Annotated in this window: 25 protein-coding genes, 1 tRNA gene and 2 pseudogenes; 16 read left to right on the forward strand and 12 right to left on the reverse strand. The window is 71.8% G+C overall.

The genetic code is table 11. The features are described 5' to 3' along the window. Positions 1-312 (reverse strand): annotated as a pseudogene (locus ABZ818_RS35390) (hypothetical protein); the annotation flags it as partial. On the opposite strand from ABZ818_RS35390, the pseudogene ABZ818_RS35395 reads away from it, so the two are divergent. Further along, positions 209-1,120 (forward strand): annotated as a pseudogene (locus ABZ818_RS35395) (tetratricopeptide repeat protein); the annotation flags it as partial. The pseudogenes ABZ818_RS35390 and ABZ818_RS35395 overlap by 104 nt on opposite strands. Positions 1,121-1,129: 9 nt before the next feature. Here the strand turns inward: ABZ818_RS35395 and ABZ818_RS35400 are convergent. The 3 genes from ABZ818_RS35400 to ABZ818_RS35410 all read right to left on the reverse strand — a co-directional run bounded on the left by ABZ818_RS35400 (position 1,130) and on the right by ABZ818_RS35410 (position 3,650). Beyond that, positions 1,130-1,609, reverse strand: a complete 480-nt coding sequence (locus tag ABZ818_RS35400; protein ID WP_361424086.1) for a VOC family protein — start codon at positions 1,607-1,609, stop codon at positions 1,130-1,132. Positions 1,610-1,702: 93 nt separating this feature from the next. Beyond that, on the reverse strand, positions 1,703-2,665 hold the full coding sequence (rarD, locus tag ABZ818_RS35405) for an EamA family transporter RarD (protein ID WP_361424089.1): 963 nt from the start codon (positions 2,663-2,665) through the stop codon (positions 1,703-1,705). Between the two features lie 130 nt (positions 2,666-2,795). Then, on the reverse strand, positions 2,796-3,650 hold the full coding sequence (locus ABZ818_RS35410; protein ID WP_361424092.1) for an SDR family oxidoreductase: 855 nt from the start codon (positions 3,648-3,650) through the stop codon (positions 2,796-2,798). Between the two features lie 90 nt (positions 3,651-3,740). Between ABZ818_RS35410 and ABZ818_RS35415 the strand changes: the two genes are divergently transcribed. After that, positions 3,741-4,142, forward strand: coding sequence for a helix-turn-helix domain-containing protein (locus ABZ818_RS35415; protein WP_361424095.1), 402 nt, complete (start codon positions 3,741-3,743; stop codon positions 4,140-4,142). 114 nt (positions 4,143-4,256) lie between these two features. Here ABZ818_RS35415 and ABZ818_RS35420 read toward each other — a convergent pair whose 3' ends face one another. From ABZ818_RS35420 to ABZ818_RS35440, 5 genes are all read right to left on the reverse strand, one after another. Beyond that, positions 4,257-5,336 carry a 2-oxoacid:ferredoxin oxidoreductase subunit beta gene (locus ABZ818_RS35420; protein WP_361424098.1) on the reverse strand — a complete coding sequence of 360 codons (1,080 nt, stop codon included), beginning with the start codon at positions 5,334-5,336 and terminating at the stop codon, positions 4,257-4,259. Further along, positions 5,329-7,257: a 2-oxoacid:acceptor oxidoreductase subunit alpha gene (locus tag ABZ818_RS35425; protein WP_361424101.1), complete on the reverse strand. Its 1,929-nt coding sequence runs from the start codon at positions 7,255-7,257 to the stop codon at positions 5,329-5,331. Before ABZ818_RS35425 ends, ABZ818_RS35420 begins: the two co-directional genes overlap by 8 nt. 157 nt (positions 7,258-7,414) lie before the next feature. Continuing rightward, the gene (locus ABZ818_RS35430; RefSeq protein ID WP_141359434.1) at positions 7,415-8,086 is read right to left on the reverse strand and encodes a response regulator transcription factor; all 672 of its coding nucleotides are present in this window, start codon (positions 8,084-8,086) and stop codon (positions 7,415-7,417) included. A gap of 184 nt (positions 8,087-8,270) precedes the next feature. Beyond that, positions 8,271-9,638, reverse strand: a complete 1,368-nt coding sequence (locus ABZ818_RS35435; RefSeq protein WP_361424104.1) for a sensor domain-containing protein — start codon at positions 9,636-9,638, stop codon at positions 8,271-8,273. A 120-nt stretch (positions 9,639-9,758) separates the two neighbouring features. Next, the gene (locus ABZ818_RS35440) at positions 9,759-11,012 is read right to left on the reverse strand and encodes a sensor domain-containing protein (protein ID WP_361424107.1); all 1,254 of its coding nucleotides are present in this window, start codon (positions 11,010-11,012) and stop codon (positions 9,759-9,761) included. 215 nt (positions 11,013-11,227) lie between these two features. On the opposite strand from ABZ818_RS35440, the gene ABZ818_RS35445 reads away from it, so the two are divergent. The 11 genes from ABZ818_RS35445 to htpX all read left to right on the forward strand — a co-directional run bounded on the left by ABZ818_RS35445 (position 11,228) and on the right by htpX (position 22,486). Further along, a complete protein-coding gene (locus ABZ818_RS35445) occupies positions 11,228-11,635 on the forward strand; it encodes an NADH-quinone oxidoreductase subunit A (protein ID WP_141359431.1) in 408 nt (135 codons plus the stop codon). Next, on the forward strand, positions 11,626-12,243 hold the full coding sequence (locus tag ABZ818_RS35450; RefSeq protein ID WP_361424110.1) for an NADH-quinone oxidoreductase subunit B family protein: 618 nt from the start codon (positions 11,626-11,628) through the stop codon (positions 12,241-12,243). The genes ABZ818_RS35445 and ABZ818_RS35450 overlap by 10 nt, the downstream gene beginning before the upstream one ends. Further along, positions 12,240-13,697 (forward strand): NADH-quinone oxidoreductase subunit C, encoded by a 1,458-nt coding sequence (locus ABZ818_RS35455; RefSeq protein ID WP_361424113.1) that lies wholly within the window; start codon positions 12,240-12,242, stop codon positions 13,695-13,697. Before ABZ818_RS35450 ends, ABZ818_RS35455 begins: the two co-directional genes overlap by 4 nt. Continuing rightward, entirely contained in the window at positions 13,694-14,662 is a 969-nt protein-coding gene (locus ABZ818_RS35460; RefSeq protein WP_361424117.1) for a complex I subunit 1 family protein, read from the forward strand. The genes ABZ818_RS35455 and ABZ818_RS35460 overlap by 4 nt, the downstream gene beginning before the upstream one ends. 2 nt (positions 14,663-14,664) lie before the next feature. Further along, complete coding sequence (locus tag ABZ818_RS35465; protein WP_361424120.1) at positions 14,665-15,216, forward strand: NADH-quinone oxidoreductase subunit I; 552 nt, start codon at positions 14,665-14,667, stop codon at positions 15,214-15,216. Further along, positions 15,213-15,833, forward strand: coding sequence for an NADH-quinone oxidoreductase subunit J (locus ABZ818_RS35470; RefSeq protein ID WP_361424123.1), 621 nt, complete (start codon positions 15,213-15,215; stop codon positions 15,831-15,833). Before ABZ818_RS35465 ends, ABZ818_RS35470 begins: the two co-directional genes overlap by 4 nt. After that, complete coding sequence (nuoK, locus tag ABZ818_RS35475) at positions 15,833-16,228, forward strand: NADH-quinone oxidoreductase subunit NuoK (protein WP_361424126.1); 396 nt, start codon at positions 15,833-15,835, stop codon at positions 16,226-16,228. Before ABZ818_RS35470 ends, nuoK begins: the two co-directional genes overlap by 1 nt. Continuing rightward, the gene (locus tag ABZ818_RS35480; protein ID WP_361424129.1) at positions 16,225-18,219 is read left to right on the forward strand and encodes an NADH-quinone oxidoreductase subunit L; all 1,995 of its coding nucleotides are present in this window, start codon (positions 16,225-16,227) and stop codon (positions 18,217-18,219) included. Before nuoK ends, ABZ818_RS35480 begins: the two co-directional genes overlap by 4 nt. Positions 18,220-18,225: 6 nt before the next feature. Next, positions 18,226-19,800 carry an NADH-quinone oxidoreductase subunit M gene (locus tag ABZ818_RS35485; protein WP_361424132.1) on the forward strand — a complete coding sequence of 525 codons (1,575 nt, stop codon included), beginning with the start codon at positions 18,226-18,228 and terminating at the stop codon, positions 19,798-19,800. Continuing rightward, positions 19,797-21,320 (forward strand): NADH-quinone oxidoreductase subunit N, encoded by a 1,524-nt coding sequence (locus tag ABZ818_RS35490; RefSeq protein WP_361424135.1) that lies wholly within the window; start codon positions 19,797-19,799, stop codon positions 21,318-21,320. Before ABZ818_RS35485 ends, ABZ818_RS35490 begins: the two co-directional genes overlap by 4 nt. A 302-nt stretch (positions 21,321-21,622) precedes the next feature. Next, a complete protein-coding gene (gene htpX, locus ABZ818_RS35495; protein WP_361424138.1) occupies positions 21,623-22,486 on the forward strand; it encodes a zinc metalloprotease HtpX in 864 nt (287 codons plus the stop codon). A gap of 103 nt (positions 22,487-22,589) precedes the next feature. On the opposite strand, the gene ABZ818_RS35500 is transcribed toward htpX, so the two are convergent. Together ABZ818_RS35500 and ABZ818_RS35505 are read right to left on the reverse strand one after the other, a co-directional pair. After that, positions 22,590-22,991, reverse strand: coding sequence for a YccF domain-containing protein (locus tag ABZ818_RS35500; protein WP_141359420.1), 402 nt, complete (start codon positions 22,989-22,991; stop codon positions 22,590-22,592). 152 nt (positions 22,992-23,143) lie between these two features. Beyond that, on the reverse strand, positions 23,144-24,400 hold the full coding sequence (locus tag ABZ818_RS35505) for an APC family permease (RefSeq protein ID WP_361424141.1): 1,257 nt from the start codon (positions 24,398-24,400) through the stop codon (positions 23,144-23,146). 253 nt (positions 24,401-24,653) lie between these two features. Between ABZ818_RS35505 and ABZ818_RS35510 the strand changes: the two genes are divergently transcribed. Continuing rightward, positions 24,654-24,920: a GlsB/YeaQ/YmgE family stress response membrane protein gene (locus tag ABZ818_RS35510; protein WP_361424144.1), complete on the forward strand. Its 267-nt coding sequence runs from the start codon at positions 24,654-24,656 to the stop codon at positions 24,918-24,920. An 82-nt stretch (positions 24,921-25,002) separates the two neighbouring features. On the opposite strand, the gene ABZ818_RS35515 is transcribed toward ABZ818_RS35510, so the two are convergent. Next, positions 25,003-25,491 (reverse strand): YajQ family cyclic di-GMP-binding protein, encoded by a 489-nt coding sequence (locus ABZ818_RS35515; protein ID WP_225078022.1) that lies wholly within the window; start codon positions 25,489-25,491, stop codon positions 25,003-25,005. 229 nt (positions 25,492-25,720) lie between these two features. On the opposite strand from ABZ818_RS35515, the gene ABZ818_RS35520 reads away from it, so the two are divergent. Together ABZ818_RS35520 and ABZ818_RS35525 are read left to right on the forward strand one after the other, a co-directional pair. Further along, positions 25,721-25,802, forward strand: a tRNA-Tyr gene (locus ABZ818_RS35520). Between the two features lie 243 nt (positions 25,803-26,045). Further along, positions 26,046-26,465 carry a hypothetical protein gene (locus ABZ818_RS35525; protein WP_361424147.1) on the forward strand — a complete coding sequence of 140 codons (420 nt, stop codon included), beginning with the start codon at positions 26,046-26,048 and terminating at the stop codon, positions 26,463-26,465. The last annotated feature ends 34 nt before the right edge of the window (positions 26,466-26,499 follow it).

Consider the following 26,499-nt stretch of genomic DNA (forward strand, 5'->3'; position numbering starts at 1 on the left):
CTTGCCGGGGTCCGGGTCGGACAGCGTGCCCCGGGGCGGTGGCGGTACGCCGTACGGCGAGAGCGCGCCTACTTTCCCGTTGCGGGCGGTTTCCGAGTCGCAGGCGCCGACCGCCGAAGGGGCGCCTGTGTTCCCGGTGCGGGAGTTGCCGGGGTCCGGGTCGGACAGCGTGCCCCGGGGCGGTGGCGGTACGCCGTACGGCGAGAGCGCGCCTACTTTCCCGTTGCGGGCGGTTTCCGATTCGCCGGCGCCGTCCAGCGAGGTGGCGCCGACGTTCGCGCTGCGGGCGCTGCCGGAACCGGCGGGTGACACGCCCCTCGGTACGGCGGTCGCCCCCACGGGGGTGTTCGGCCCGCCACCGATGATGGACGCGGGCCCGGCCGACGTGAACGTGTGGCCGGAACCGCCCGCGCCCGCCGAGCGTGCCCCAGCGCCTGGCGACCACGCCTCCGTGCCCGGTGCCCCCGCGTCCGCCGCGACTCCGCACCAGCACCAGCGGCCGGACCCCGACCCGGCCGATCCCGGCCTGGACGATTCCGGCCTGGACGATCCCGAGCCCAAGCCCACCCCCACCCCCGCCCGCGGGTTCGACGCCGTGGCCGAGGCGGTGCTCGGGGAGGATCCCAGGACCGCGGCCGGTGAAGCGGGCGCCGTTCTGCTCGCCGAACCCCTGGCGCGGGTCAACGAGGCCGTGAAGGAGGGCCGGATCGAGGAGGCGGCGGCCCTGGCCGAACGCACCGTCGCGGAGGCGTCCGGCACGCTCGGCCCGGAGCACCCCGAGGTGCTGCGGGTGCGCGAACTCACCGCGTACATCGCCTACTTGGCCGGCGATCCGCTCCGTTCCTTCGGGATCTCGTTCGGCCTCGCCCGCATCCGCCGCCGCGCCGGCGACGCGGCGGCGGCCTACGGCGACGTGCAGAGCGCGGCCGCCGCCTGGCGCGCGGTCCGCGACCCCGAGCAGGGCCTGCGGCTCGGCCGCGACCTCATCGACCTGTGGACCGAACTCACCGCCGAGGACGGCCCCGCCGCCGACGACATCGAACAACTGGAGTCCGCCCGCGCCCGCATGGGCCGCCTGGCCGAACGGGCCCGCGACGCCACCCCGCCGCCCCCGAGCTGACCCGGCGTCCTACGCCACGCAGAACACGTTGCCCTCCGGGTCCTCCATCACCATCCACTCCCCGCCGTGCTCCCGCACATGCCGCAGCACGCGCGCCCCGAGCCCCTTCAGCCGCTCCACCTCGTCCGCGCGCCGGCCCTCGCCGGGGTGCAGGTCGAGGTGGAGCCGGTTCTTGCCGGACTTGGCCTCCGGCACCCGCTGGAACAGCAGCCGCCGCCCCAGACCGGTGCCGCGTTCCTCGTCGTACGGGTCGTCGGGATGCCGCACGCCGATCAGATCCCGGAAGGCCGGGCGGCCGTGGGACTCGACGGTGGCCTCGCCCGGCAGCGCCCCGAGCTTCAGCAGCCGTTCGACCAACGCGCTGTTGTCCTCCACCTCGTAGTGCAGCGCGGCGGCCCAGAAGTCGGCCTGCGCGTGCGGGTCGGCGGCGTCGATGACGAGCTTCCAGTGCAGCGGGGCGGGCGCGGCGCCCGTGGGTGTCAGAGTCATGCAACCAGTTATATGCGCGGGCTCGCCCCGGGGCTGGAACTTCACCAAGGAGGAGGCGCGAGCACACCGCGCCCGCACCACCCGCGGCAGCGGCTACGCGTCCACCGGGTCGGCCTCCGCCGCCGTCGCGGTCCTGGGGGCGGCGAGCCGGGCCCTGAGCTGTGCCGCCCGCCGGGCCGTGCGCAGCCCGTCCCAGGTCAGCAGGGTCAGGGCCAGCCAGACCAGGGCGAAGCCGGCCCAGCGCTCGGCCGGCATGGACTCGTGGAAGTAGGCGACGCCGAGCAGGAACTGGAAGACCGGGGCCATGTACTGGAGCAGGCCCAGGGTGGACAGCGGCACGCGTATCGCGGCCGCGCCGAAGCAGACCAGCGGCAGCGCGGTGACGATGCCGGTGGAGGCGAGCAGGGCGGCGTGCCCGGCGCCCTCGGCGGCGAACGTCGAGGTGCCGTGGGCGCCCATCCACAGCAGATAGCCCAGAGCGGGCAGGAACTGGACCGCGGTCTCGGCGGTCAGCGACTCGATGCCGCCCAGGTTGACCTTCTTCTTCACCAGGCCGTAGGTGGCGAAGGAGAAGGCGAGGCAGAGGGAGATCCACGGCGGGCGGCCGTAGCCGATGGTGAGCACGACGACGGCGGCGGCGCCGGTGCCGACCGCCGCCCACTGCACGGGCCGCAGCCGCTCCTTGAGGAGCAGTACGCCCATCGCGATGGTGACCAGCGGGTTGATGAAGTAGCCGAGGGACGCCTCCACCACGTGCCCGCTGTTGACGGACCAGATGTAGACGCCCCAGTTGACGGTGATCACCGCGGCGGCGATCACGACGAGGGCCAGCCTGCGCGGCTGGCGCAGCAGTTCGCCGGCCCAGGCCCAGCGGCGTACGACGAGCAGGGCGACGGCGACGAAGGCGAGGGACCACACCATGCGGTGGGCGAGGATCTCGACCGCCCCGGCGGGTTTGAGCAGCGGCCAGAAGATGGGGACGAGGCCCCACATCCCGTAGGCGGCGACACCGTTCAGCAGTCCCGTGCGCCGCTCACCCCTCGGCTGCTCGCTCACTGGTTCCTCCTTCGTGCCGGCCGCGTACCGTGCGGCGGGCATCAAAGAAGGTAGCGCCACGCGCCCCCGCCTGTCATGTCCGTATGGTCAAACGGTCATGACGGGCGGGTGACGGTTTCCCCGGTGTCGCTCAGGCCCCGAGCGCGGCGGCGATCGCCTCCGAGACCGGGCTGGTGGAGTGCCCGATCAGGCGGGACAGATCGCCGGAGGTGATGACCAGCTCGCCCTTCTCGATGGAGGCGTCCACGCCCGCCAGGATCGCGGCGAGCGGCCCGGGGAGACCGGCGCCGGTCAGGATGCCCGCGTACTCCTCGACGGTGACCGGGTTGGACGTGATCCGCCGGCCGGTCTGCCGGCTCAGCTCGGCGGCGTACTCGGCGAGGCTCCACGCCTCGTCCCCGCCCAGCTCGTACGTCTTGTTCTCGTGGCCCTCGCCGGTCAGGACGGCGACGGCGGCGGCCGCGTACTCGGCGCGCGGGGCGGAGGAGACACGGCCCTCGCCGGCGGCGTGGACGACGGCGCCGTGCTCCAGGACGGGGGCGAGCTGCTCGGTGTAGTTCTCGTGGTACCAACCGTTGCGCAGCAGTACGTAGGGCACCCCGGAGGCCAGCAGGGCCTCCTCGGTGCCGTGGTGGTCGTCGGCGAGGGCGGCCTTCAGGGTGCCGGGGGCACTGGTGTAGGCGAGCAGCGCGACACCGGCGGCGCGGGCCGCGTCGATGACGACCCGGTGCTGCCGGACCCGGCCCTTGTCGAACTCGTTGCCGGAGATCAGCAGGACCTTGTCGCCGGCCGAGAACAGGCCGTCGAAGGTCTCGGGCGCGTTGTAGTCGGCGACCGCGATCCGCACCCCGCGCTCGGCGAGGCCGGCGGCCTTCTCCGGGGTGCGTACGACGGCGGTGACCTGGTCGGCCGGGACCTTCTCCAGCAGCTGATCCACGACGTGGCGGCCGAGGTGGCCGGTGGCTCCGGTGACGACGATGCTCATGACGGAAATCTCCTTGTGGGGTGCCTGTGCACTAACGCTAGGAGATGCGCTAACTCTTCGAAAGTACCTACTTTGAAGTAAGGTACTGGCATGACGGTAAGCGCTGGAGGAGCGGCAAGGGACGTCGTCGACGCGGCGATGTGCCCGTACCGCCTGGTCCTGGAGCACGTCACCAGCCGGTGGGGCGTCCTCGTCCTGATCGAGCTGCTGGAGCGGCCCCACCGCTTCAGCGAACTGCGTCGCGCCGTCGCCCGGGTCAGCGAACGAGGCGTCAGCGAGAAGATGCTCGCCCAGACGCTGCGGACCCTTGAGCGCGACGGACTGGTCCACCGTGACGCCAGGCCCGTGATCCCGCCCCGGGTCGACTACTCCCTCACCGGCCTCGGCCGGGAGGCCGCCGAACAGGTACGGGCGCTCGCGCTGTGGACCCAGGAGCGCATGGCGGACGTGGAGCAGGCCCGGCGAACGTACGACGAGGCCCACCGGGCATGAGGCGAGGTCCGCCGGACATACGACGAGGCCCGCCGGACATACGACGAGGCCCGGTGGACACAGGACGAGGCCCGGGCCGCACGGACCCGGGCCTCGTGAGACGGAGCAGCCCGCTCAGCCGACGACCGTCCAGGTGTCTCCGCCGGCCAGCAGCGCGGCCAGGTCGCCCTTGCCCCGCTGCTCGATCGCCGCGTCGAGCTGGTCGGCCATCGCGGTGTCGTAGACCGGGCGGTCCACGGACCGGAAGACGCCGATCGGGGTGTGGTGAAGGGTGTCGGGGTCGGCCAGCCGGGACAGCGCGAACGCCGTGGTCGGGGAGGCCGCGTGGGCGTCGTGGACGAGGATCTCGGACTCGTTGTCCGGGGTGACGTCCACGACGGACAGGTCGCCGGTGCGCGCGTCCCGGACGACACCGCGCTCGCCGTCGGCGCCGAAGCGGATCGGCTGCCCGTGCTCCAGGCGGATCAGCGCCTCCTGGGCCTGGGTGCGGTCCTTGAGGGCGTCGAAGGCGCCGTCGTTGAAGATGTTGCAGTTCTGGTAGATCTCGATCAGCGCGGTGCCGGGGTGGGCGGCGGCCTGGCGCAGCACCTCGGTGAGGTGCTTGCGGTCGGAGTCGATGGTGCGGGCCACGAAGGACGCCTCGGCGCCGATGGCGAGGGAGACCGGGTTGAAGGGGGCGTCGAGGGAGCCCATCGGCGTCGACTTGGTGATCTTGCCGATCTCGGAGGTCGGGCTGTACTGACCCTTGGTCAGGCCGTAGATCCGGTTGTTGAACAGCAGGATCTTGAGGTTGACGTTGCGGCGCAGGGCGTGGATGAGGTGGTTGCCGCCGATGGACAGCGCGTCGCCGTCACCGGTGACGACCCACACCGACAGGTCGCGCCGCGAGGTGGCCAGGCCGGTGGCGATGGCGGGGGCGCGGCCGTGGATGGAGTGCATCCCGTAGGTGTTCATGTAGTACGGGAAGCGGGAGGAGCAGCCGATACCGGAGACGAAGACGATGTTCTCCCTGGCCAGCCCCAGCTCCGGCATGAAGCCCTGGACGGCCGCGAGGATCGCGTAGTCGCCGCAGCCGGGGCACCAGCGCACTTCCTGGTCGGACTTGAAGTCCTTCATGGACTGCCGGGCCTGGGCCTTCGGCACCAGGGAGAGCGCCTCGGCCGTGCCCGTGCCTTCCGTGGACGTCTCAGCCATCGATGGCCTCCTTGAGAGCCGTGGCGAGCTGCTCCGCCTTGAACGGCATGCCGTTGACCTGGTTGTACGAGTGCGCGTCCACCAGGTACTTCGCTCGCACCAGGGTGGCGAGCTGGCCGAGGTTCATCTCGGGGATCACCACCTTGTCGTAACGCTTCAGGACCGCGCCGAGGTTCTTCGGGAAGGGGTTGAGGTGGCGCAGGTGGGCCTGCGCGATGGACTCCCCGGCCGCGCGCAGCCGGCGCACGGCCGCCGTGATGGGCCCGTAGGTGGAGCCCCAGCCCAGGACGAGGGTGCGTGCCCCGTTCGGGTCGTCGACCTCGACGTCGGGGACCTCGATGCCGTCGATCTTGGCCTGCCGGGTGCGGACCATGAAGTCGTGGTTGGCGGGGTCGTAGGAGATGTTGCCGGTGCCGTCCTGCTTCTCGATGCCGCCGACGCGGTGCTCCAGGCCGGGCGTGCCCGGGATCGCCCACGGGCGGGCCAGGGTCCTGGGGTCGCGCTTGTAGGGCCAGAACACCTCGGTGCCGTCGGCCGTCGTGTGGTTGGGGCCCTGCGCGAACTGCACGCTCAGGTCGGGCAGTTCGTCCAGATCGGGGATGCGCCAGGGCTCGGAGCCGTTGGCGAGGTAGCCGTCGGAGAGCAGGAACACCGGGGTGCGGTAGGTCAGCGCGATCCGGGCCGCCTCCAGGGCGGCGTCGAAGCAGTCCGCCGGGGTGCACGGGGCGACGACCGGGACCGGCGCCTCGCCGTTGCGGCCGTACATCGCCTGCAGCAGATCTGCCTGCTCGGTCTTGGTCGGCAGGCCGGTGGACGGCCCGCCGCGCTGGATGTCCACCACCACCAGCGGCAGCTCCAGCGACACCGCCAGACCGATCGTCTCGCTCTTGAGCGCCACGCCCGGGCCGGACGTCGTCGTCACCGCGAGCGACCCGCCGAAGGCGGCCCCGAGAGCGGCGCCGATGCCGGCGATCTCGTCCTCGGCCTGGAAGGTCCGCACGCCGAAGTTCTTGTGCTTGGACAGCTCGTGCAGGATGTCCGAGGCCGGGGTGATCGGGTACGAGCCCAGGAACAGCGGCAGGTCCGCCTGGCGGGACGCCGCCACCAGGCCGTAGGACAGGGCCAGGTTCCCGGAGATGTTGCGGTACGTGCCGACGGGGAAGGCCTTGGCGGCCGGGGCGACCTCGTAGGAGACCGCGAAGTCCTCCGTCGTCTCACCGAAGTTCCAGCCCGCGCGGAACGCGGTGATGTTCGCCGCCGCGATGTCCGGCTTCCGGGCGAACTTCGTCCGCAGGAACTTCTCCGTGCCCTCCGTGGGCCGGTGGTACATCCAGCTCAGCAGGCCCAGCGCGAACATGTTCTTGCTGCGCTCAGCCTCCTTGCGGGACAGGTCGAACTCTTTGAGGGCCTCGACCGTCAGGGTGGTCAGCGGCACCGGGTGCAGGTGGTAGCCGTCCAGCGAGCCGTCCTCCAGCGGGGAGGCGTCGTAGCCGACCTTCTGCATCGCGCGCTTGGTGAACTCGTCGGTGTTGACGATGATCTCCGCACCGCGCGGCAGGTCGCCGACGTTCGCCTTCAGCGCGGCCGGGTTCATCGCGACCAGCACGTTCGGCGCGTCCCCGGGGGTGAGGATGTCGTGGTCGGCGAAGTGCAGCTGGAAGGAGGACACACCTGGCAGGGTTCCCGCGGGGGCCCGGATCTCGGCCGGGAAGTTCGGCAGCGTCGACAGATCGTTCCCGAACGACGCCGTCTCCGAGGTGAAGCGGTCACCGGTGAGTTGCATACCGTCACCCGAGTCACCCGCGAACCGGATGATCACCCGGTCCAAGCGGCGGACGTCCTTCGTCCCGGCCGCCCTGCGCTGCTCTCCTACGACGGCTCCGTCGGCCTGCTCCGCTGGACTGCTGACCTGGCTGGTCACTGAACTGGACCTCCTTCGAGGCTGCTGTGTGGGAGCGGCCTTCCCGAAGACCTTCCCGGCTTCAACCCTACGACCGTGAGGGTCGCCTTCCCTGCATCGTTCGCATGCTGGACGCACCGATGAGACGGTTCGCACGGTCCGTCACAGTGTCGGACGATCACGAGTTCAGATAGGTGAGCACGGCCAGAACACGCCGGTGATCCCCATCACTTTGGGACAGTCCGAGCTTGAGGAAGATGTTGCTGACGTGCTTCTCGACCGCGCCGTCGCTCACCACCAGCTGCCGGGCGATCGCCGAGTTCGTCCGCCCCTCGGCCATCAGCCCCAGCACCTCCCGCTCCCGCGGGGTGAGCCCGGCCAGCACGTCCTGCTTGCGGCTGCGGCCGAGCAGCTGCGCGACGACCTCCGGGTCCAGGGCCGTACCGCCCTCAGCCACCCGCACCACCGCGTCCACGAACTCGCGCACCTCGGCCACGCGGTCCTTGAGCAGATAGCCGACCCCGCGGCTGGAACCGGCCAGCAGTTCGGTGGCGTACCGCTCCTCCACGTACTGCGAGAGCACGAGCACGCCCAGCGCCGGGTGCGCCTTGCGCAGCTGCACCGCGGCCCGGACCCCCTCGTCGGTGTGCGTCGGCGGCATCCGCACGTCCGCCACCACGACGTCCGGCAGCGCCTGCTGGTCGTGCAGCTCCGTGATGGTCTTGATCAGTGCCTGGGCGTCCCCGACACCCGCCACGACCTCGTGTCCGCGGTCGGTCAGCAGCCGGGTCAGGCCCTCCCTGAGCAGCACTGAATCCTCGGCGATGACCACCCGCACCCTGTCCTCCATGATCCTCGGCCCCCCACAGCCTCGCCCCACGGTCTTCCGCGCGACATGGTCCAGCATTCCAGTATTCGGACCGCGCCGCGCCCGGGCCAGGGGAAGTGCAGGGAGGCGACCACATGTTTCGGCCTGCCGCCGCGACCGGTGTGGCCGCGGCCGGCAGGCCGCCATCAGGGGATTACGGGCGCGCTCAGCGCCGCCAGGGCAGCTCCGCCGTCACCCGGGTGGGGCCCCCGGACGGCGAGTCCACGATGAGGATCCCGTCCACCGCGTCCAACCGCTCGGCCAGCCCGGCGAGGCCCGACCCCCTGGACACGTCCGCGTTGCCGACCCCGTCGTCCTCGACCTGGAGCATCAGCCGGTCCTCCACCCGCCAGACGTCGACGGAGGCGGACCGCGCCCCGCTGTGCTTGCTGACGTTCTGGAGCAGCTCGGAGACCGTGAAGTACGCGATCCCCTCGATGGCCGCCGCCGGCCGCTCGGCCAGATCGACCTCCACCCGCACCGGCACCGTGCAGCGCGAGGCCACCGCCGACAGGGCCGCGTCCAGGCCGCGGTCCGTCAGCACCGCAGGATGGATCCCCCGCGCCAGGTCCCGCAGCTCCTGCAACGCGGTCTTCACCTCGCCGTGCGCCTCGTCCACCATCCGCGCCGCCGCCTGCGGATCCTCCGTCAGCTTCTCCTTCGCCAGCCCCAGATCCATCGCCAGCGCCACCAGCCGGGCCTGCGCCCCGTCGTGCAGATCCCGCTCGATGCGCCGCAGATCCGCGGCGGCCGTGTCGACCACGACCCCCCGGTCCGACTCCAGCTCCACCACCCGCGCCGACAGCCGCGACGGCCCCAGCAGCCCGTACACCAGCACCCGGTCCACCATCGTCAGCGCCCGCACGATCCACGGCGTGGCCAGCGTGAACAGCAGCCCCACCAGCGCGGTCACCGTGATCTCGAACGGATTGTCCAGATAGATACCGTGCTGACCGTCGCCGTAGAGCTGGAGCCCGCCTTGGCCGGCCCACATCGGGAACACCCAGAACCACAACGGATACGTCAGCAGGCTCCAGCCCAGCGTCCAGAAGACCAGCGAGACCGAGAAGGAGAACACCGCCCACGGGAAGTGCAGGATCGCGTAGAGCAGGGCCCGCCAGGAGGCGCCGCTCTTCAGCAGGGCTCCCGTCCACGCCAGGACGCCCGGCTTCGTCGTCCGCAGCGGCTGCGGCTCGGCGACCTCCAGGCCGAGCAGACGGCGCGCCCGCGCCCGCTCCAGCACGCCGAACAGGCGGCAGCCGCCCAGGGCCGCCGCGAGCACCGGGACGCCCAGGAACGTCACCAGCAGGCCCGCGCCCAGCGACACCATCGTCACCGCGTACGTGAACAGCATGATGCCGATCGGCAGGTTCAGCAGCACGTACCCGAACTCGCGCCAGCTGCGGGCCTCGAACGGCGCCCGCAGCCCGGCCGGCAGCAGGTGCCGTTCCCGGCCGGTGCCACCGTCGTGGAACCCGCCCGCGCTGTAGGGCCCGTACCCCGGTGCGTCCTGCGATCGGTACTGGGTGGCCATCGGCGTCGTCCCGTCCCCTCGTTCCGTTTCTTCTACGGCTGTCCCGCCGTACTCCCAGAGTGCTCGGCCGCGGATGGCGGGACCATGGAGCACGTCGGCGTCTTGGGCGGGGGGTTTTCCCTACCTCGTGCCGGGGGTGCCCCGGCCGGAGGCGGCCACCCCGGACCCGGCCGGACCGGCGCCATCCGTACGGTCCCGCCACGGCAGCTCCGCCGTGATGGCCGTCGGGCCGCCCGGCGGCGACTCGACCACGAACAGGCCGTCGACCGCGTCCAGCCGCTCGGCCAGACCGCGCATGCCCGTTCCGCCGTCCAACCGGGCACCGCCGCGGCCGTCGTCCCCCACCTGGATCAGCAGCCGGCCGTCGGACCGCCAGACGTCGACGGAGGCGGACCGCGCCCCGCTGTGCTTGCTGACGTTCTGGAGCAGCTCGGAGACCGTGAAATAGGCGATGCCCTCGATGGCCGCGGCCGGACGCGACTCCAGGTCGACCGTCACCTGCACCGGCACCGTGCAGCGCGAGGCCACCGCCGACAGGGCCGCGTCCAGGCCGCGGTCGGTCAGCACGGCGGGATGGATGCCGCGGGCCAGGTCGCGCAGTTCCTGGAGCGCGAGCTTCACCTCACCGTGCGCCTCCTCGACCATCGCGGCGACGTGCTCGTCGGACCGGCCCTCCAGCAGTTTCTCCTTGGCCAGGCCCAGGCCCATGGCCAGATTGACCAGCCGGGCCTGCGCCCCGTCGTGCAGGTCCCGCTCGATGCGCCGCAGATCCGCCGCCGCCGTGTCGACCACGACCCCCCGGTCCGACTCCAGCTCGGCGATCCGCCGCTCCAGCTCGTCGGACGGCGACAGCAGGCCGCGCACCATCGCCCGGTCCACGTTCGCCAGGCCCCGCGCGAGGAAGGGCAGCACCGGCCAGAGCACGAACAGCGAGGTCAGCGTCACCGTGAAGGTGAGCACGCCCCAGGGCAGCCGTATGAAGTGGTACAGCGCCGAGCGCCAGCCCACCGGGTCCTTCAGCGCCGCCCAGAGCCGGCCGGGCAGTCCCTTCGCGCCGTGCAGCGACAGCGGGCTCGGCTCGTCGATCCGCACCCCGAGCAGCGCCCGCGCCCGCGCCCGCTCCAGCCGGCCCAGCAGGCGCGAGCCCATCAGCCCGAGCGCCAGCAGCGGGAAGCCGATCACGTTGAGCGTCAGCGCGCTGCCGGTCAGCAGCACCGTCACCACATAGACGAAGCCGAACAGCGATACTGGGAGGTTCACCAGTAGATGCGTGATCTCCTTCCAGGTGGGCAGGTCGTAGGCGAAACGGGCCGACGGCAGCCGGTCCTCGGCGCCTGCTACCGCGGGATCGGCGGCGGGGATGCGAGCGGTCATAGGGGCCAGCGTGCCGTGCGGCGGCCGACGGCGCCATGAGGTGGGCCGCCCTCACCCACTGGGGAAAACCCCACCTTCGCGCCCCAGGGTGTGACGGGCTGCTTACCCGCCCTTTATCAGGGCCTAGACTCCCGTGCGTACAGATCGTCGAACAGCCGAACAGCACGGGGCCGGGGAAAACAGGTCCGACAGGGCCAGGGAGTGAGGAACGGACGGTGCGGGAGACGTTGCGGGGGTCGACCGCCGTCGTCGCGGCGGACTACTTCCAGTCCTATTCGGTCGTCGGACTGCTCGCCCTCGTCGGCGTGCTGTTCGTCGCCGTCGCCTTCGGTGCGGGGCGCCTGCTGCGCCCGGTGGTCCCCACCCCGGAGAAACTGCTGACGTACGAGTGCGGCGTCGACCCCGTCGGCGAGGGCTGGGCGCACACCCAGGTCCGCTACTACGTGTACGCGTTCCTGTACGTGATCTTCGCCGTCGACTCGATCTTCCTGTTCCCCTGGGCGACGGTCTTCGCCGCCCCCGGCTACGGCGCGACGACGCTCGTGGAGATGTTCATCTTCCTCGGCTTCCTGGCCGTGGGCCTGCTGTACGCATACAAGAAGGGCGTCCTGGCATGGACGTGACCCCCATCACCCCCGAACCGGTACCGCTGCCGGAGCCGAAGCGGCTGGGCACGCTCGCCCGGCTCGCCCCGGAGCCGATGAAGGTCGTCCTGAACTGGGGCCGGCGCTACTCGCTCTGGGTTTTCAACTTCGGCCTCGCCTGCTGCGCGATCGAGTTCATCGCCGCGTCGATGGCCCGGCACGACTTCATCCGCCTCGGCGTGATCCCGTTCGCGCCCGGGCCCCGCCAGGCCGACCTGATGGTGGTGTCCGGCACGGTCACGGACAAGATGGCCCCGGCGATCAAGCGGCTGTACGAGCAGATGCCCGAGCCCAAGTACGTCATCTCCTTCGGCGCCTGCTCCAACTGCGGCGGCCCGTACTGGGACTCGTACTCCGTCACCAAGGGCGTCGACCAGATCATCCCGGTGGACGTCTACGTTCCCGGCTGCCCGCCGCGTCCCGAGGCGCTGCTCCAGGGAATCCTGAAACTCCAGGAGAAGATCGCGCGCGAGTCGCTGGGGGAGCGGTACGCGACCGGGACGGCCCGTCCGTCGACGGCGGCGCTGCAGAGCGGGCTGGTACGGCCGCCGGCCGCCGCGGCCACCGGCGAGGGGGACCCGCGATGAGTGGGACCGGCTGGCTGCCCGCGCCCGTCGGGGACCTCTTCGGGACCGGCGCCACGGCGGAGGAGTCCTACGAGGTCCTGACGGTGGACGTGCCGCCGGACACGTGGATCTCCGCGTTGCTGACCGCCCGCGACGAGTTGGGCTGCACGTATTTCGACTGGCTGAGCGCCGTCGACGAGCCGGGCACGGGCTTCCGCGTCTCGGCCCACGTCGTCGCCCTCGCCCCGGTACGGCGCCTGCTGGTGCGTACGACGGTTCCGCACGAGGCGCCCGTCCTGCCCACTGCGGTGGACGTCTACGCGGGCGCGGCCTGGCACGAACGCGAGACGCACGAGATGTTCGGCGTCTCCTTCCAGGACCACCCCGGCCTGGACCACCTCCTCCTGCCGGAGACCTTCGAGGGCCACCCCCTCCGCAAGGACTTCGTCCTCGCGGCCCGCGTCGCCAAGGCCTGGCCGGGGGCCAAGGAGCCGGGCGACTCGGACCACGGCGGTCCCAAGCGCCGCCAGATGCTGCCGCCGGGCGTGCCCGACCCCAACGAGTGGGGCCCCCAGAAGGGCCAGCTCCCGCCCGCCCCGTCCCGCCCGGCGCGGGGCGTGGCCCGGGCGGCGGGCGACCGCCCGGCCCGCCGCACGCTCACGGCGGCGGAGGGCTCGTCCGGCCGGACGGCGACGACCGCTCCCGCAACCGAGCAGCCCGCGGCCCCCACCGCCCGGCCCCGCCGGATGCGCAGCGCAAGCGAGGGCTCGACAAGCCAGACGGCTCAACGAGACGAGGGTGCGACGTCGGGGTCCGGGGCTGTGCCCGAGGGTGCGGCGTCGGGGTCTGCGGCTGCGGCTGCGGCTGCGAGTGCGGTTGGGGGGTCCGGGGTTGGCGCCGAGGGCGCGGCTGGAAACACCGGCGTGCGGCGCGCGGACGCCGGCGAAAGTGCCGCAGAGGACACGCGGGCCGGGGCTGAGGGTGCGCCTGAAGACGCCGGCGCCGGAGGCGCGGTGACGCCGGAGCAGGCTGGGCGGACTCGGGGCGCGAGCCGGTTGGCGCGCGGCGACGGGAGTGCCGAGGTGGAGGGTTCGGGCGGCGCCGAAGGCGTGTCCGGGCGGGACGGTGCCGCAGCCGGCGAGAGTGCCGCTGAGGACACTGGGGCCGGGGCCGAAGAGCCGACCGCGGGAGGCCGGCGGGTGCGGAGTGCGGCCGAGGGGTCGGCGTCGCAGCGGGCGGGGGCCGCGGGGTCTCGCCGTGCGCGGAGTGCGAGCGAGGGCTCCGCGTCCCAGCGCGGGCAGGAGGCGGCCTCGAAGCCGCCCACGGCACCGCGCAGTTCGGACGCCCCCTGGCACCACGCGCGCCCGGCGTTCGACGAACCCGAACCGAAACCGGGGCCGTCCCCCGAGGGCGACGACCCCGACGCCACGAAACCCCCCACCACCCCCGACGAACCGGAAGGAGGCACGCGGTGAACGGCACCGTCGACGTCGCCCTGCGACTCGTGATCGTCTTCGCGGTGTTCCTGACCTTCCCCCTGATCGTGGGTCAGACCGAGCACAAGGTGATGGCGCACATGCAGGGCCGCCTCGGCCCCATGTACGCCGGCGGCTTCCACGGCTGGGCCCAACTGGTCGCGGACGGCGTGAAGTTCGCGCAGAAGGAGGACGTGGTCCCGGCCGGCGCCGACCGCCGTGTCTTCCAGCTCGCCCCCGCCGTGGCCCTGCTGCCCTACCTCCTCGTGCTGCTCGCCATCCCGATCGGCCCCAGTGAGGGAGCCGTCGGCCAGGTCCTCGACGCGGGCATCTTCTTCGTGCTCGCGATCATGGCCATCGGCGTCCTCGGCTCGCTCATGGCCGGCTGGGCCTCCGCCAACAAGTTCTCCCTCCTCGGCGGTCTGCGCACCGCCGCCCAGCTCCTCGCCTACGAACTGCCGATGCTGCTCGCCGCCGCCTCCGTGGCGATGGCGGCCGGCACGGTCTCCCTGCCCGGCATCGTCCACGCCTTCCACTGGTGGTGGCTGCCCTGGCAGATCGTCGGCGCGATCGTCTTCTTCGTCGCCGGCCTCGCCGAACTGCAACGCCCGCCGTTCGACATGCCCGTCGCCGACTCGGAGATCATCTTCGGCGCGTACACCGAGTACACCGGTCTGCGCTTCGCCCTGTTCCTCCTCGCCGAGTACGCCGGGATCGTCGTCCTGTGCGGCCTGACCACCGTCCTCTTCCTGGGCGGCTGGCACGGCCCGTGGGGCGCCGAGGGCCTCGGCTGGGTCTGGACCCTGCTGAAGACGGCGGTCCTCGCCTTCGTGGTCATCTGGCTCCGCGTCACCTACCCGCGGCTGCGTGAGGACCAGCTCCAGAAGTTCTCCTGGATGCTCCTCGTCCCCCTTTCCCTCGCCCAGATCGCCCTCACCGGCATCGTCAAGGTGGTGATCCAGTAGTCATGGCCCCCATCCCTGGCAGCGGCCTGGCCAAGGGTCTGGCCGTCACCCTCCGCACGATGACGCAGAAGACCGTCACCGCGCAGTACCCCGACGTCCAGCCCGACCTCCCGCCGCGCAGCCGCGGCGTCATCGGCCTGTTCGAGGAGAACTGCACCGTCTGCATGCTGTGCGCCCGCGAGTGCCCGGACTGGTGCATCTACATCGACTCCCACAAGGAGACGGTCCCCGCGGCGGCCCCCGGCGGCCGCGAACGCAGCCGCAACGTCCTCGACCGCTTCGCCATCGACTTCTCCCTGTGCATGTACTGCGGTATCTGCATCGAGGTCTGTCCTTTCGACGCCCTGTTCTGGTCCCCGGAGTTCGAGTACGCCGAGACCGACATCCGCGACCTCACCCACGAGCGCGACAAGCTGCGCGAGTGGATGTGGACCGTGCCCGCGCCGCCCGCCCTCGACGCCGGCGCCGAGGAACCCAAGGAGCTCGGCGCCGCCCGCAAGACCGCCGAGAAGCTGGCGGCCGCGCAGGCCGAACCGCGGGAGGGGGACACGTGAGCATCGCCGCCGCAAGCCACGGCTTCCTCTCCCCGACCGGCGTCGAGATCGCCTTCCTCCTCGTCGGCCTGGCCACCTTCGGCGCCGCCCTCGTCACCGTAACCACCCGGCAGCTCGTGCACGCCGCCCTGTGGCTGGTGGTGACCCTCGGCGGCCTCGCCGTGGAGTACCTGTTGCTCACCGCCGAGTTCATCGCCTGGGTGCAGGTCCTCATCTACGTGGGTTCCGTCGTCGTCCTCCTCCTGTTCGGCCTGATGCTCACCAAGGCGCCCATCGGCCGCTCCCCGGATGCCGACTCCGGCAACCGCTGGGCCGCCCTGACCGTGGCCGTCGGCGCCGCGGCCGCCCTGGTCTGGGTGGTCGTCGACGCCTTCCGCACCACCTGGATCGACCTGGACGGCGCCGCCGCCGGATCGACGAAGGCCACCGGCGAGAGCCTGTTCCAGAACTGGGTCCTGCCCTTTGAGGCCCTCTCCGTCCTGCTCCTGGCCGCGCTGGTCGGCGCGATCGTCCTGTCCCGCAAGTCGAAGGCGGCCGCGGCCGCCCCCCAGGCCCCTGCCGCCACCCAGGCCCCGGGGACCCACGGCGACCCGGGCGCGAAGGAAGGTGTCCGCTGATGCACCTCGCCTATCCCGCCGTGCTCTCCGCCCTCCTGTTCTGCACCGGCCTGTACGGGGTCCTCGCCCGCCGCAACGCGATCCTGGTCCTGATGTCCGTCGAGCTCATGCTCAACGCCGTCAACCTCAATCTGGTCGCCTTCGACGTCTGGCTCAGCAGGGCCGCGATCGAGACCCTGCACTCCGGGCAGGCCCTGACCCTGTTCACCATCGCCATCGCCGCTGCCGAGATCGGCATCGGCCTGGCGATCGTCCTCGCCGTCCACCGCAACCGCGGCACCTCGGACATCGACCGGCTCCGCGACTCCGCCGAGGGCCCCGACGACTCCGACGACGGCCCCCACAGCGCCGCCGCGACCGCGGAGGCCGCTGAGAAGGCTGAGGCCACCGCGTGACCACGATCACCCTCGCCGTCCTCGTTCCGCTTCTTCCGTTCCTCGGCGCCGTGGCCGGCCTGCTGCTCGGCCGGACCGCGCCCGGCTTCGTCCGCCCGCTCGCCGTCCTGCCGACCCTCGCCTCCCTGGTCCTGGCCGCGCTGGTCGCCGCGGACCAGGGCGGCGGCCGGGCCGTCGACGCCGCCACCGAGCTCACCCCCACCGGCTCGGTGCCCATCGAACTCGCCCTGCACATCGACGGCTTCGCCGCGCTCGTCGCCGTCCTGGTCGGCGTCGTCGCCACCTGCGTGCAGATCTACTCCATGGGCTACCTTCGCGACGACCCGCGCTACCCCTCGTACGCCGCCCTCGTCTCGCTGTTCACCTCCGCGATGCTGCTCGTCGTCTACTCCGGCGACCTGATCGTGCTGCTGGTCGGCTGGGAAGTCATGGGCATCTGCTCCTACTTCCTGGTGGGCCACTACTGGGAGACCCCCGAGGCCCGCGCCGCCTCGATCAAGGCCTTCCTGGTCACCAAGCTCGGCGACGTGCCCTTCCTGATCGGCCTGTTCGCGCTCGGCACCGACGCGGGGTCCTTCCGGATCACCCAGGTCCTCGGCACCGTCGCGAGCGGCGGACTGCACCACCCGACCCTGATCGCCCTGCTGCTCCTCGCCGGCGTGGCGGGCAAGTCGGCGCAGTTCCCGCTGCACACCTGGCTCCCCGACGCCATGGCGGGCCCGACGCCCGTCTCCGCACTGATCCACGCCGCGACGATGGTCGCCGCCGGTGTCTACTTCGTCGCCCGGCTCCTCCCCGTCTTCCAGGCCTCCTCGGCCGCGATGGTCGTTCTCGCCGTCATGGCCGCCGTGACGATGGCCGGCTCGGCGCTCGCCGCGCTCGCCCAGGACGACATCAAACGCGTCCTCGCCTACTCGACGATCGGCCAACTCGGCTACATGACCGGCGCGCTCGCCGTCGGCGACCGCGCCGCGGCCGTCTTCCACCTCCTGTCGCACGGCGCCTTCAAGGCGCTGCTGTTCCTCGCGGCCGGGGTGATCATCCACGCCGCCGGCACCAACTCGCTGGCCGCCATGTCCCGGATGAGCAACCTGCGGGACCGCGTCCCGGACGCCTACTGGACGATGACCGTGGCGCTCCTCGCGCTCGCCGCGATCCCTCCCTTCAGCGGCTTCTTCTCCAAGGAGTCCGTCCTCGGCGCCGCCGAACACGCGGCCACCGGCCACACCGGCCACGCCCCCGTGGCGGCCGGCTGGACCATCCTCGTGGCCGGCCTCCTCACGGCCCTGCTCACCGGCGCCTACGCCATGCGCCTGTGGCTGCTGGCCTTCCGCGGCCGGGGCGCCGAGGCCCCCGACCACGGCAGGCAGCCCCTCGTCATGAACGCGGTGCTCTGGGCGCTCGCCCTCCCGTCCCTCGCCTTCGGCGGCCTCGCCTTCCGCGTCCTGCCCGGATGGTTCGACGGCCGGGACCTGACCCCCACGCTCATCACCTCCGTCCTCGGCACCGGCGTGGCGCTGGTCGGTGGCATCGTCACCTACGGTGCCTGGCAGCACACCGCCGCGCTCGCCGCCCGGGTCCCCCTCGGCGCTGTCGCCGCCCACCCCGAGGGCGACGCCGGCCTCGTCGAGGCCGAGGCCATCGCCACCCACCGGCCCGCGTACGGAGACATCGCCCACGCACCCGACCCCGCCGACCCCGGACGGCTGCTGCTCGGTCCGCTGCACCGGCACGCGGCCGCCGGCTTCCACCTCGACGCCGTGTACGCGGCCCTCTTCGTCCGCCCGGTGCTGGCCGGAGCGAGCCTCGTCCGGTTCCTCGACCGGGAGGTCGTCGAGACCTACGTACGCGGCGCCGGAGCCGTACCCCGGCTGCTCGGGGCCGCCGTACGGCGGGCCCAGACCGGCAATGTGCAGACCTATGTGAGCGCGCTGCTCGCCGGCACCGTCGTCCTGGCGGTCGCCGCCGTCCTTCTGGCCACGGGAGCGTGAGCAGGCGTGATCGATATCAACGAGTCCGTGATGCAGTTCCTTCTGGCATTCCTCGTCGCCGGCCCGCTCCTCGGCGCGCTCGCCGCCCTCCTGCCCGCGCCGCCCGGGCTGAAGGGGAAGTCACCCGAGCAGGCCGTGCTCCGGCACGGCGTGACCGTCACCGGCGCGATCCTCGCCGCCGCGATCGTCCTCGCGGTCGGCTTCGACCATGCCCACCCGTCGAAGATGCAGGCCACGACCGACATCAGCTGGATCCCCGCACTCCACGTGCGCATCCACCTCGGCGTCGACGGCATTTCCCTCCCCCTCGTCGTACTGACCGCGCTGCTGACCTTCCTCTGCGCGCTGTACTCCTACTTCAAGCCGCCCACGGGTCCCACCCCGAAGGCCTTCGTCGCGCTGCTGCTCCTCCTCGAGTCCGGCACCCTCGCGACCTTCGCCGTCCTCGATCTGCTGCTGTTCTTCCTCGCGTTCGAGATGGTCCTCATCCCGATGTACTTCCTCATCGCCCGCTGGGGCGGCGAGGGCCGTCAGGCCGCCGCCTGGCGGTTCATCCTCTACACCCTGCTCGGCTCGGTCGTCATGCTGCTCGGCCTGCTCCTCATCGGGCTCAAGGCCGGCACCTTCGACATGGTGGCACTCGCCACTGACAACGGCCGGTCACTGACCGCGTCCGTGCAGGTCATCGCCGTTCTGGCGATCGGTCTCGGGCTCGCCGTCAAAACGCCGATGTGGCCACTGCACAGCTGGCTGCCGGACGCGCACACCGCCGCCCCGACCGTCGGCTCGGTGCTGCTGGCCGGTGTCCTGCTGAAGATGGGAACGTACGGCTTCGTCCGCATCCTGCTGCCGATCGCACCCGACGGCTTCCGCACCTTCGCGCCCTACCTCGCCGCCCTCGCCGTCGTCGGGATCATCTACGGGTCCCTGGCCTGCCTCGCCCTCGCCAGGCAGGGCGCGAAGGGCGACCTCAAGCGGCTCATCGCCTACTCCTCGGTCGGCCACATGGGCTTCGTCCTGCTCGGCATCGCCACCATGACCCCCACTGGCGTGAACGGCGCCCTGTTCGCCAACATCGCCCACGGCCTCATCACCGGCCTGCTGTTCTTCCTCGTCGGCGCGCTCAAGGACCGCACCGGCACCACCGACCTCGACGCCCTCGCCGAGAAGACCGGTGCCGCGCTGTATGCGAAGGCCCCGCGCCTGGGCGGCCTGCTCGCCTTCGGCGCCGTCGCCTCGCTCGGCCTGCCGGGCCTGGCCGGGTTCTGGGGCGAGATGCTCGCCCTGTTCGGCTCGTTCCAGCCCGCCGCGGGCCTCAGCCGGCCCGCCTTCCTCACCTTCATGGCGATCGGCGCCTTCGGCACCCTGCTGACCGCCGCGTACATGCTCGTCGTGGTCCGCCGCGTCTGCATGGGCGCCGTACCGCGGCAGGCGCCACAGCTCGCCGACGTCCGGGGCTACGAGTTCGCGGCCTGGACCCCGCTCGTCGCCCTCACCGTCCTCGCCGGACTCTGGCCGAAGGCCCTGCTCGGGCTCACCGACCCGGCCGTGCAGCAGCTCCTCGCAGGAGGCACCCGATGACCGCCCTGGCCCAGACGGCGGCCGAGTCGGTGGTCCAGTCCGTCGACTGGCTCGCCGTCGCGCCGCCCACCCTCACCGCGGTGATCGCCCTCGTGGTCCTCGTCGCCGACCTCTTCGTGCCGGAAGCGCGCAAGCCCCTCCTCGGCTGGTTCTCCGTCGCCGGACTTGCCACCGCCGCGCTGCTGCTCCTGCCCCTCCTCGACGGCGACCGCGCCACGTTCTGCCAGACCGGCCGGCCCGACGTCTGCAGCTACACCGCTGACCGCTTCACCCTCGTCATCCAGTTCCTGGTCCTCGGCGGCGCCCTCCTGACCGCCCTGCTGTCGGTCACCGCGCTGAAGGACGCGCGCAAGGCAATGCCCGAAGGGGAGTTCTGGTTCCTGCTGCTGGCCTCCGCCGCCGGTGCCGCGCTCCTGCCCGCCGCACGCGACCTGGCGACCCTCGTCGTCGCCCTGGAGGTCGCCTCCCTGCCCGCCTTCGCCCTCGTCGGCCTCCGGCACGGCGACCGCAGGTCCTCCGACGCGGCCCTGAAGTTCTTCCTGTCCTCGGTCACCGCCACCGCCGTCAGCCTGCTCGGCGTCAGCTTCGTCTACGCCACCACCGGCACCCTGTTCCTCACTCGGATCGCCGAACGCATCCAGCACGTCGACGGCCAGTTCCACACGCTCGCCCAGACCGGCGTCGTCCTCACCCTCGTCGGCTTCGCCTTCAAGACCGCGGCCGTCCCCTTCCACTTCTGGGTGCCCGACACCTACGTGGGAGCCCCCCTGCCGGTCGCCGCCTACCTGTCGGTCGTCGGCAAGGCCGTCGGCTTCACCGGACTGATCCTCGTCACCGTCGTCGCCTTCCCGTCGTACTCCGGCGCCTGGGCTCCCGCGATGGCCGTGCTCGCCGCGCTCACCATGACCGTCGGCAACGTCGGCGCCCTGCGCCAGCAGGCCACGCGCGCGTACAGCGCGGTACGGCTGCTCGCCTGGTCCTCCGTCGGCCAGGCCGGCTACCTCCTGGTGCCGATCGCCGCCGCCGGCTACTCCAGGGACCCGCAGAAGTCGATCGGCTCCACGCTCGCCTACGCGCTCATGTACGCCGCCGTGAACGTCGGGGCCTTCGCCGTGGCCGCGCTCGTGGGCCGTACGAAGGAACGCAACCGCGTCAGCGACTACCGCGGCCTGTACGCCACGAACCCGCTGACCGCCCTGCTGCTGGCCTTCTTCCTGCTCTGCCTGGCCGGCCTTCCCCCGGGCGTCATCGGGCTGTTCGCCAAGGTCACCGTGTTCTCCGCCGCCGTCGACGCCGGACTCGGCTGGCTCGCCGTCGTCATGGCCGTCAACGTCGTCATCGCGTTGTTCTACTACCTCCAGTGGACGACCCTGCTGTTCCGCGCCCCCGAGGGCGAACCCGTCGGGCACCGCGTCCCGGCCCCCCTCACCGCCGCCCTCGCCCTGACGGGCGTCCTCGGCGCAGCCCTCTCCGGCGCCCCCCAGCTGGTGCTCCGCTTCGCCGGCACCGGCCTGTTCTGAGCCCTGGGCCCCACCACGCGCGCGTGGGGCCCCGGCTCTCACACACGCGTGTGCAGCCCGGCGCCCCGGCCTACGCGTGCACGTACCGCCCAGCGCCCCGGCCCTCACGCGCGTGCCGCCCGGCGCCCCGGTCACCCGGACGGCCCGGGCGCCGTCGCGCGCACCAGGGAACCCGCGGCCCTCGCCTGGCGTTGACCAGTTCGTAAGGGTCCACTGGACGTGACACCACACCGCACGGCACCGGTGGAGTCGAAGCGCAGCAAGCGAAGGGTTCCCCTGCCGCACCACTTGGAGGGCGTACCGTGCACCGCCGGCACAACGGGCTCAGGACCGCAGTCCTCCTCGGGGGACTGTCCGCACTCATCATCCTCATCGGCAGTTTGTTCGGCCGCACCGGCCTGATCGTCGCGGTCCTCGTCGCCCTCGGCACCAACGCGTACGCGTACTGGAACAGCGACAAGCTGGCGCTGCGCGCCATGCGGGCCCGCCCGGTCAGCGAGTTCGAGGCCCCGGCCCTGTACCGCATGGTCCGCGACCTCTCCACCCAGGCCCGCCAGCCCATGCCCCGCCTGTACATCTCCCCGACCGAGGCACCCAACGCCTTCGCGACCGGCCGCAACCCGCGCAACGCCGCGGTGTGCTGCACGGAAGGCATCCTGCGCATCCTGGACGAGCGCGAGCTGCGCGGCGTCATCGGCCACGAGCTCAGCCACGTCTACAACCGCGACATCCTCATCTCCTCCGTCGCCGGCGCCCTGGCCTCCGTGATCATGTTCCTGGTCAACTTCGCCTGGCTGATCCCGATCGGCCGCTCCGATGACGACGAGGGACCCGGCCTGATCGGCATGCTCCTGATCATGCTCCTCGGCCCGCTCGCCGCCTCCCTCATCCAACTGGCCATCAGCCGTTCCAGGGAGTACGAGGCGGACGCGTCCGGCGCCCGGCTCACCGGCGACCCGCTCGCGCTCGCCAGCGCCCTGCGCAAGCTGGAGATGGGCACCCAGCAGCTTCCGCTGCCCCCCGAACCGCGTATCGAGACGGCGAGTCACATGATGATCGCCAACCCGTTCCGCCCCGGTCAGGGGCTGTCGAAGATGTTCTCCACGCACCCGCCGATGGCGGAGCGCATCGCCCGGCTCGAGCAGATGGCCGGCCGCCGGCGCTGAGACGGCCAGGGTCGAAGCCGGGCCCGGGGAGAGCCCTCCGGGCCGGCGGCGACGACGCCCGGCTCAGAGGTCCCGCCTCACCCGTCCGGGCGGGGCGCTCAGCTCAGCGCCCGGCGAATCCGTCGTCCGTCCGCACCACTTCACGCCCCAGGGGCATGAGCGAGGCCGGGATGAGCTTCAGGTTGGCCCACCCGAACGGGATACCGATGATCGACAGGAACAGCGGGATGCTGGTGATCAGGTGCCCCAGCGCCAGCCACCAGCCCGCGAAGACCAGCCAGATCACGTTGCCGATGAACGATCCCGCCCCGGCCCCCGGACGCTCCACGGCGTCGCGGCCGAACGGCCACAGGACGAATCCCGCGAGGCGCAGCGACGCGATGCCGAACGGGATGGTGATGATCAGGACGAAGCAGATCAGCGCGGCGATCAGGTAGCCGATCGCCATCCAGATGCCGCAGCAGACCAGCCACACGAGGTTGAGCAGCAGGTTGATCACCTTCATGATCGGCATCCTCCAAGATCGTTCCGTCGGCACTGCCCGCTGACTCAAGTATCGGCGTGATCAAGGGATTGGAGGGGGCCGCGGCTCCCTTGTAGCGTGATCGGGAAGGTTCGGAGACGATCCCGCGGTGCGCCGGCGCCGCCTGCCCGTCCCTAGCGCGCCGCCCACCACCGGCGTACGCCGTACGAGGCCATGCCCGCCGCCAGCACCCCGCTGCCCACGGCCACCGAGACCCACGGCAGGGCGAACGCCAGCGCCACGCATCCGACGAGGCCCAGCGCCGGCACCGCGCGCCGGGCGGGGGCGGGATCGAGGGTCCAGGCGGAGGCGTTGGCGACCGCGTAGTACGCCAGGACGCCGAAGGAGGAGAAACCGATCGCGCCCCGGACGTCGACCGTCGCGGCGAGCACCGCGACCACGGCGCCCACGGCCAGTTCCGCCCGGTGCGGCACCTGGTAACGAGGGTGCACCGCGGCCAGCACAGCGGGCAGATGCCGGTCCCGGGCCATGGCCAGCGTGGTCCGCGAGACGCCCAGGACCAGGGCGAGCAGCGACCCCAGCGCGGCCACGGCGGCCCCGGCCCGCACCACCGGGACCAGCCCGGGCACCCCGGCCGCCCGCACCGCGTCGGCCAGCGGTGCCGCCGCGCGGCCCAGCCCGTCCGGCCCCAGCACGGAGAGCGCGGCCACCGCGACGCACACGTACACGGCCAGCGTGATGCCCAGGGCGAGCGGGATCGCGCGCGCAATGGTGCGCGCGGGATCCCGTATCTCCTCGCCGAGGGTCGCGATCCGCGCGTATCCGGCGAAGGCGAAGAACAGCAGCCCGGCCGCCTGAAGGACGCCGCCGGCGCCGATGGAGCCGCTGACGGCCACCCGGTCGGCGGCAAAGGCGCCGGACCCCAGACACACCACGACCACGGCGGCGAGGACCGCCAGCACGACCGCCACGATCACCCGCGTCAACCAGGCGGACTTCTGGACGCCGCTGTAGTTCACCGCGGTCAGCGCCACCACGGCCGCGACCGCCACCGCGTGCGCCTGACCCGGCCAGACGTACGCGCCCACGGTGAGCGCCATCGCCGCACAGGAGGCCGTCTTGCCGACGACGAACGCCCAGCCCGCCAGATGGCCCCAGAACATGCCGAGCCGTTCACGTCCGTACACGTACGTGCCGCCTGAGGCGGGATACCGGGCGGCCAGCCGCGCCGAGGAGGTGGCGTTGCAGTAGGCCACCACGGCGGCGACCGCGAGCCCGAGGAGCAGCTCGGAGCCTGCCGCGCGGGCCGCCGGCCCCAGAGCGGCGAAGATTCCGGCCCCGATCATCGAGCCGAGCCCGATGACCACGGCGTCCGCGACCCCGAGGGTGCGCCGCAGCTCGGACGGGGACGGGGAAGCGGGCCGAGTCATGGCCCGAACCCTACTGACCGGTGCCGCCGCGACCGAACGGTGCAACCGCGGGACGCGGTCGGGGCGTCCCTCTCCACGACGCGCTCCTGGCGCGGGACGAACACGCGTGTGGTAAGCACGATCACAGCACGTGACAAGCACGACAAGCACGACGAACGACGCGCGGCCTGCGGGCGCTGCAGCACAGCCTGTCCGAACCGAACGCGAAGCACCGGGACAGCGCAGGCACGGCGTGGAAGGGCAGGTTCAGAGCATGGGCATCATCAGCTGGATCATCCTGGGGCTCCTGGCCGGCGCCATCGCGAAGCTCCTGCTGCCGGGGCGCGACCCGGGCGGCTTCATCGTCACGACCCTCATCGGCGTCGCCGGAGCGTTCCTCGGCGGCTGGATCTCCGCCCGCTGGCTGGGCCACCCGATCAGCAGGCGACTCTTCGACGGCGCCACTTGGGCCGCCGCCATCGGCGGCTCGCTCGTCCTGCTGATCGCCTACCGCATCTTCTTCGGCAGGTCGCGCGACTGAGCCCGCGGGCCGGGCCGGGCCGAGCCGCGGCCGGCAGGCGGGAAAGAGTGGGCACCGCCGGGTGCCCACCCTTTGTTCTGTCCTACCGGTAGTTCACGAACTGGAGCGCGAAGTCGAAGTCCTGGCCCTTCAGCAGCGCGATCACGGTCTGGAGGTCGTCGCGGCTCTTGGAGCTGACGCGCAGCTCCTCGCCCTGGACCTGGGCCTTCACACCCTTGGGCCCCTCGTCGCGGATGAGCTTCGCGACCTTCTTCGCGTTCTCCTGGGAGATGCCCTCCTTGATCGACGCGAAGAGCTTGTACTCCTTGCCCGACAGCTGCGGCTCGCCCGCGTCCAGGGCCTTCAGCGAGATGCCGCGCTTGATCAGCTTGGACTGGAAGACGTCGAGGACTGCCTTCACCCGGTCCTCGGAGTTCGCCTCCAGGAGGATCTTTTCACCGGACCACGAGATCGAGGCACCGACGCCCTTGAAGTCGTAGCGCTGCGAGATCTCCTTGGCGGTCTGGTTGAGGGCGTTGTCGACCTCCTGCCGCTCGACCTTCGAGACGATGTCGAAACTGGAGTCGGCCATGTCCTGTGGCTCCTTGTATCGGGGTGCGTATCGGATGCGTGCCGGCGGGCGTGGGGGAAGCCGCCGATCCCGGCCTGCGGGTCGCGGGTCGCATCCGCACCAGCCTAGCCATCCCGGGCCGTGCCGGCCGCCGATCAATGGGGTGGCGGAGCACCCCTCAGCATCGGGTATTGTTTACGTCGTTGCCGGAGAGCACCGCCGAAAAGCGGTCGGACCGGTGGCATCCCAAGGCGGTGTGCCCGAGCGGCCAAAGGGAGCAGACTGTAAATCTGCCGGCTCAGCCTTCCCAGGTTCGAATCCTGGCGCCGCCACTCTGGGAAAGACCCCCTCCGACCAGCCTTTACGGCAGGTCGGAGGGGGTTTCTTCGCTCCCTGCCTCTGTTCGATTCAGCATCGGATGCGGACGGCGTGTGCGCGCTGTGATCCATACGCAGAAGGACCCGTCGCCCAGCTCAAAGACGTCGGGGCGGTTGTTGCAGTCGGTCGACCCGCGGTCGGCGATGGTGGGATCTGATGCGGCGCACGGTGCTCCTTGCAGTGACAGGATCGGTGCTATGGGCACCGAGACGGACTGGGTGTACCGGGTGTTCGAGCCGCACGGCTCGGAGGGATGGCGCCCCTACGGCAGCGACCCCGAACGGTGGCGGGGCACGATCACCGCCGACGATTCGAGTGAGGGGCCCCAGTACGCCCTTTCCCTTGTCGTCGCCGACCTGATGACCGAGTGGAAGGTGTGCGGCCTTCACCGGGCGAAGCACGTGCGGGTCTACCTCTGGCGGGACGAGGAGGGCGACCGGGAGGACGCCGACGCCATCGTGGAGGTCCGGCCGAGCATCCACGCTGAGTTACCGGCGAGCGGCCAGGCCCTGGTCCGGCTGAGCTTGTTCCGGTTTGGCGGACACGCTTGGTGTGGTGGTCAGACATCCCATGCCGTTGTGGTGTCAAGTGGCGGCCGAGAGGGTCGCGTGGTGTGACCACGCGGTGGATTCGTCGTAGGGAGTGCGCGTC

The sequence above is a fragment of the Streptomyces sp. NPDC047453 genome, assembly GCF_040643155.1.
In the GTDB taxonomy this organism is placed as follows: domain Bacteria; phylum Actinomycetota; class Actinomycetes; order Streptomycetales; family Streptomycetaceae; genus Streptomyces.

What these genes read in the sequence shown, in the direction of transcription:
- ABZ818_RS35515 (WP_225078022.1), bottom strand. Translation starts at nt 25,491, where the DNA reads ATGGCCGACTCCAGTTTCGACATCGTCTCGAAGGTCGAGCGGCAGGAG.
- nuoK (WP_361424126.1), top strand. Translation starts at nt 15,833, where the DNA reads ATGCACCTCGCCTATCCCGCCGTGCTCTCCGCCCTCCTGTTCTGCACC.
- ABZ818_RS35490 (WP_361424135.1), top strand. Translation starts at nt 19,797, where the DNA reads ATGACCGCCCTGGCCCAGACGGCGGCCGAGTCGGTGGTCCAGTCCGTC.
- ABZ818_RS35435 (WP_361424104.1), bottom strand. Translation starts at nt 9,638, where the DNA reads ATGGCCACCCAGTACCGATCGCAGGACGCACCGGGGTACGGGCCCTAC.
- ABZ818_RS35505 (WP_361424141.1), bottom strand. Translation starts at nt 24,400, where the DNA reads ATGACTCGGCCCGCTTCCCCGTCCCCGTCCGAGCTGCGGCGCACCCTC.
- ABZ818_RS35450 (WP_361424110.1), top strand. Translation starts at nt 11,626, where the DNA reads ATGGACGTGACCCCCATCACCCCCGAACCGGTACCGCTGCCGGAGCCG.
- ABZ818_RS35410 (WP_361424092.1), bottom strand. Translation starts at nt 3,650, where the DNA reads ATGAGCATCGTCGTCACCGGAGCCACCGGCCACCTCGGCCGCCACGTC.
- ABZ818_RS35415 (WP_361424095.1), top strand. Translation starts at nt 3,741, where the DNA reads ATGACGGTAAGCGCTGGAGGAGCGGCAAGGGACGTCGTCGACGCGGCG.
- ABZ818_RS35420 (WP_361424098.1), bottom strand. Translation starts at nt 5,336, where the DNA reads ATGGCTGAGACGTCCACGGAAGGCACGGGCACGGCCGAGGCGCTCTCC.
- ABZ818_RS35525 (WP_361424147.1), top strand. Translation starts at nt 26,046, where the DNA reads ATGGGCACCGAGACGGACTGGGTGTACCGGGTGTTCGAGCCGCACGGC.
- ABZ818_RS35400 (WP_361424086.1), bottom strand. Translation starts at nt 1,609, where the DNA reads ATGACTCTGACACCCACGGGCGCCGCGCCCGCCCCGCTGCACTGGAAG.
- ABZ818_RS35430 (WP_141359434.1), bottom strand. Translation starts at nt 8,086, where the DNA reads ATGGAGGACAGGGTGCGGGTGGTCATCGCCGAGGATTCAGTGCTGCTC.
- ABZ818_RS35440 (WP_361424107.1), bottom strand. Translation starts at nt 11,012, where the DNA reads ATGACCGCTCGCATCCCCGCCGCCGATCCCGCGGTAGCAGGCGCCGAG.
- ABZ818_RS35455 (WP_361424113.1), top strand. Translation starts at nt 12,240, where the DNA reads ATGAGTGGGACCGGCTGGCTGCCCGCGCCCGTCGGGGACCTCTTCGGG.
- ABZ818_RS35510 (WP_361424144.1), top strand. Translation starts at nt 24,654, where the DNA reads ATGGGCATCATCAGCTGGATCATCCTGGGGCTCCTGGCCGGCGCCATC.
- ABZ818_RS35465 (WP_361424120.1), top strand. Translation starts at nt 14,665, where the DNA reads ATGGCCCCCATCCCTGGCAGCGGCCTGGCCAAGGGTCTGGCCGTCACC.
- ABZ818_RS35500 (WP_141359420.1), bottom strand. Translation starts at nt 22,991, where the DNA reads ATGAAGGTGATCAACCTGCTGCTCAACCTCGTGTGGCTGGTCTGCTGC.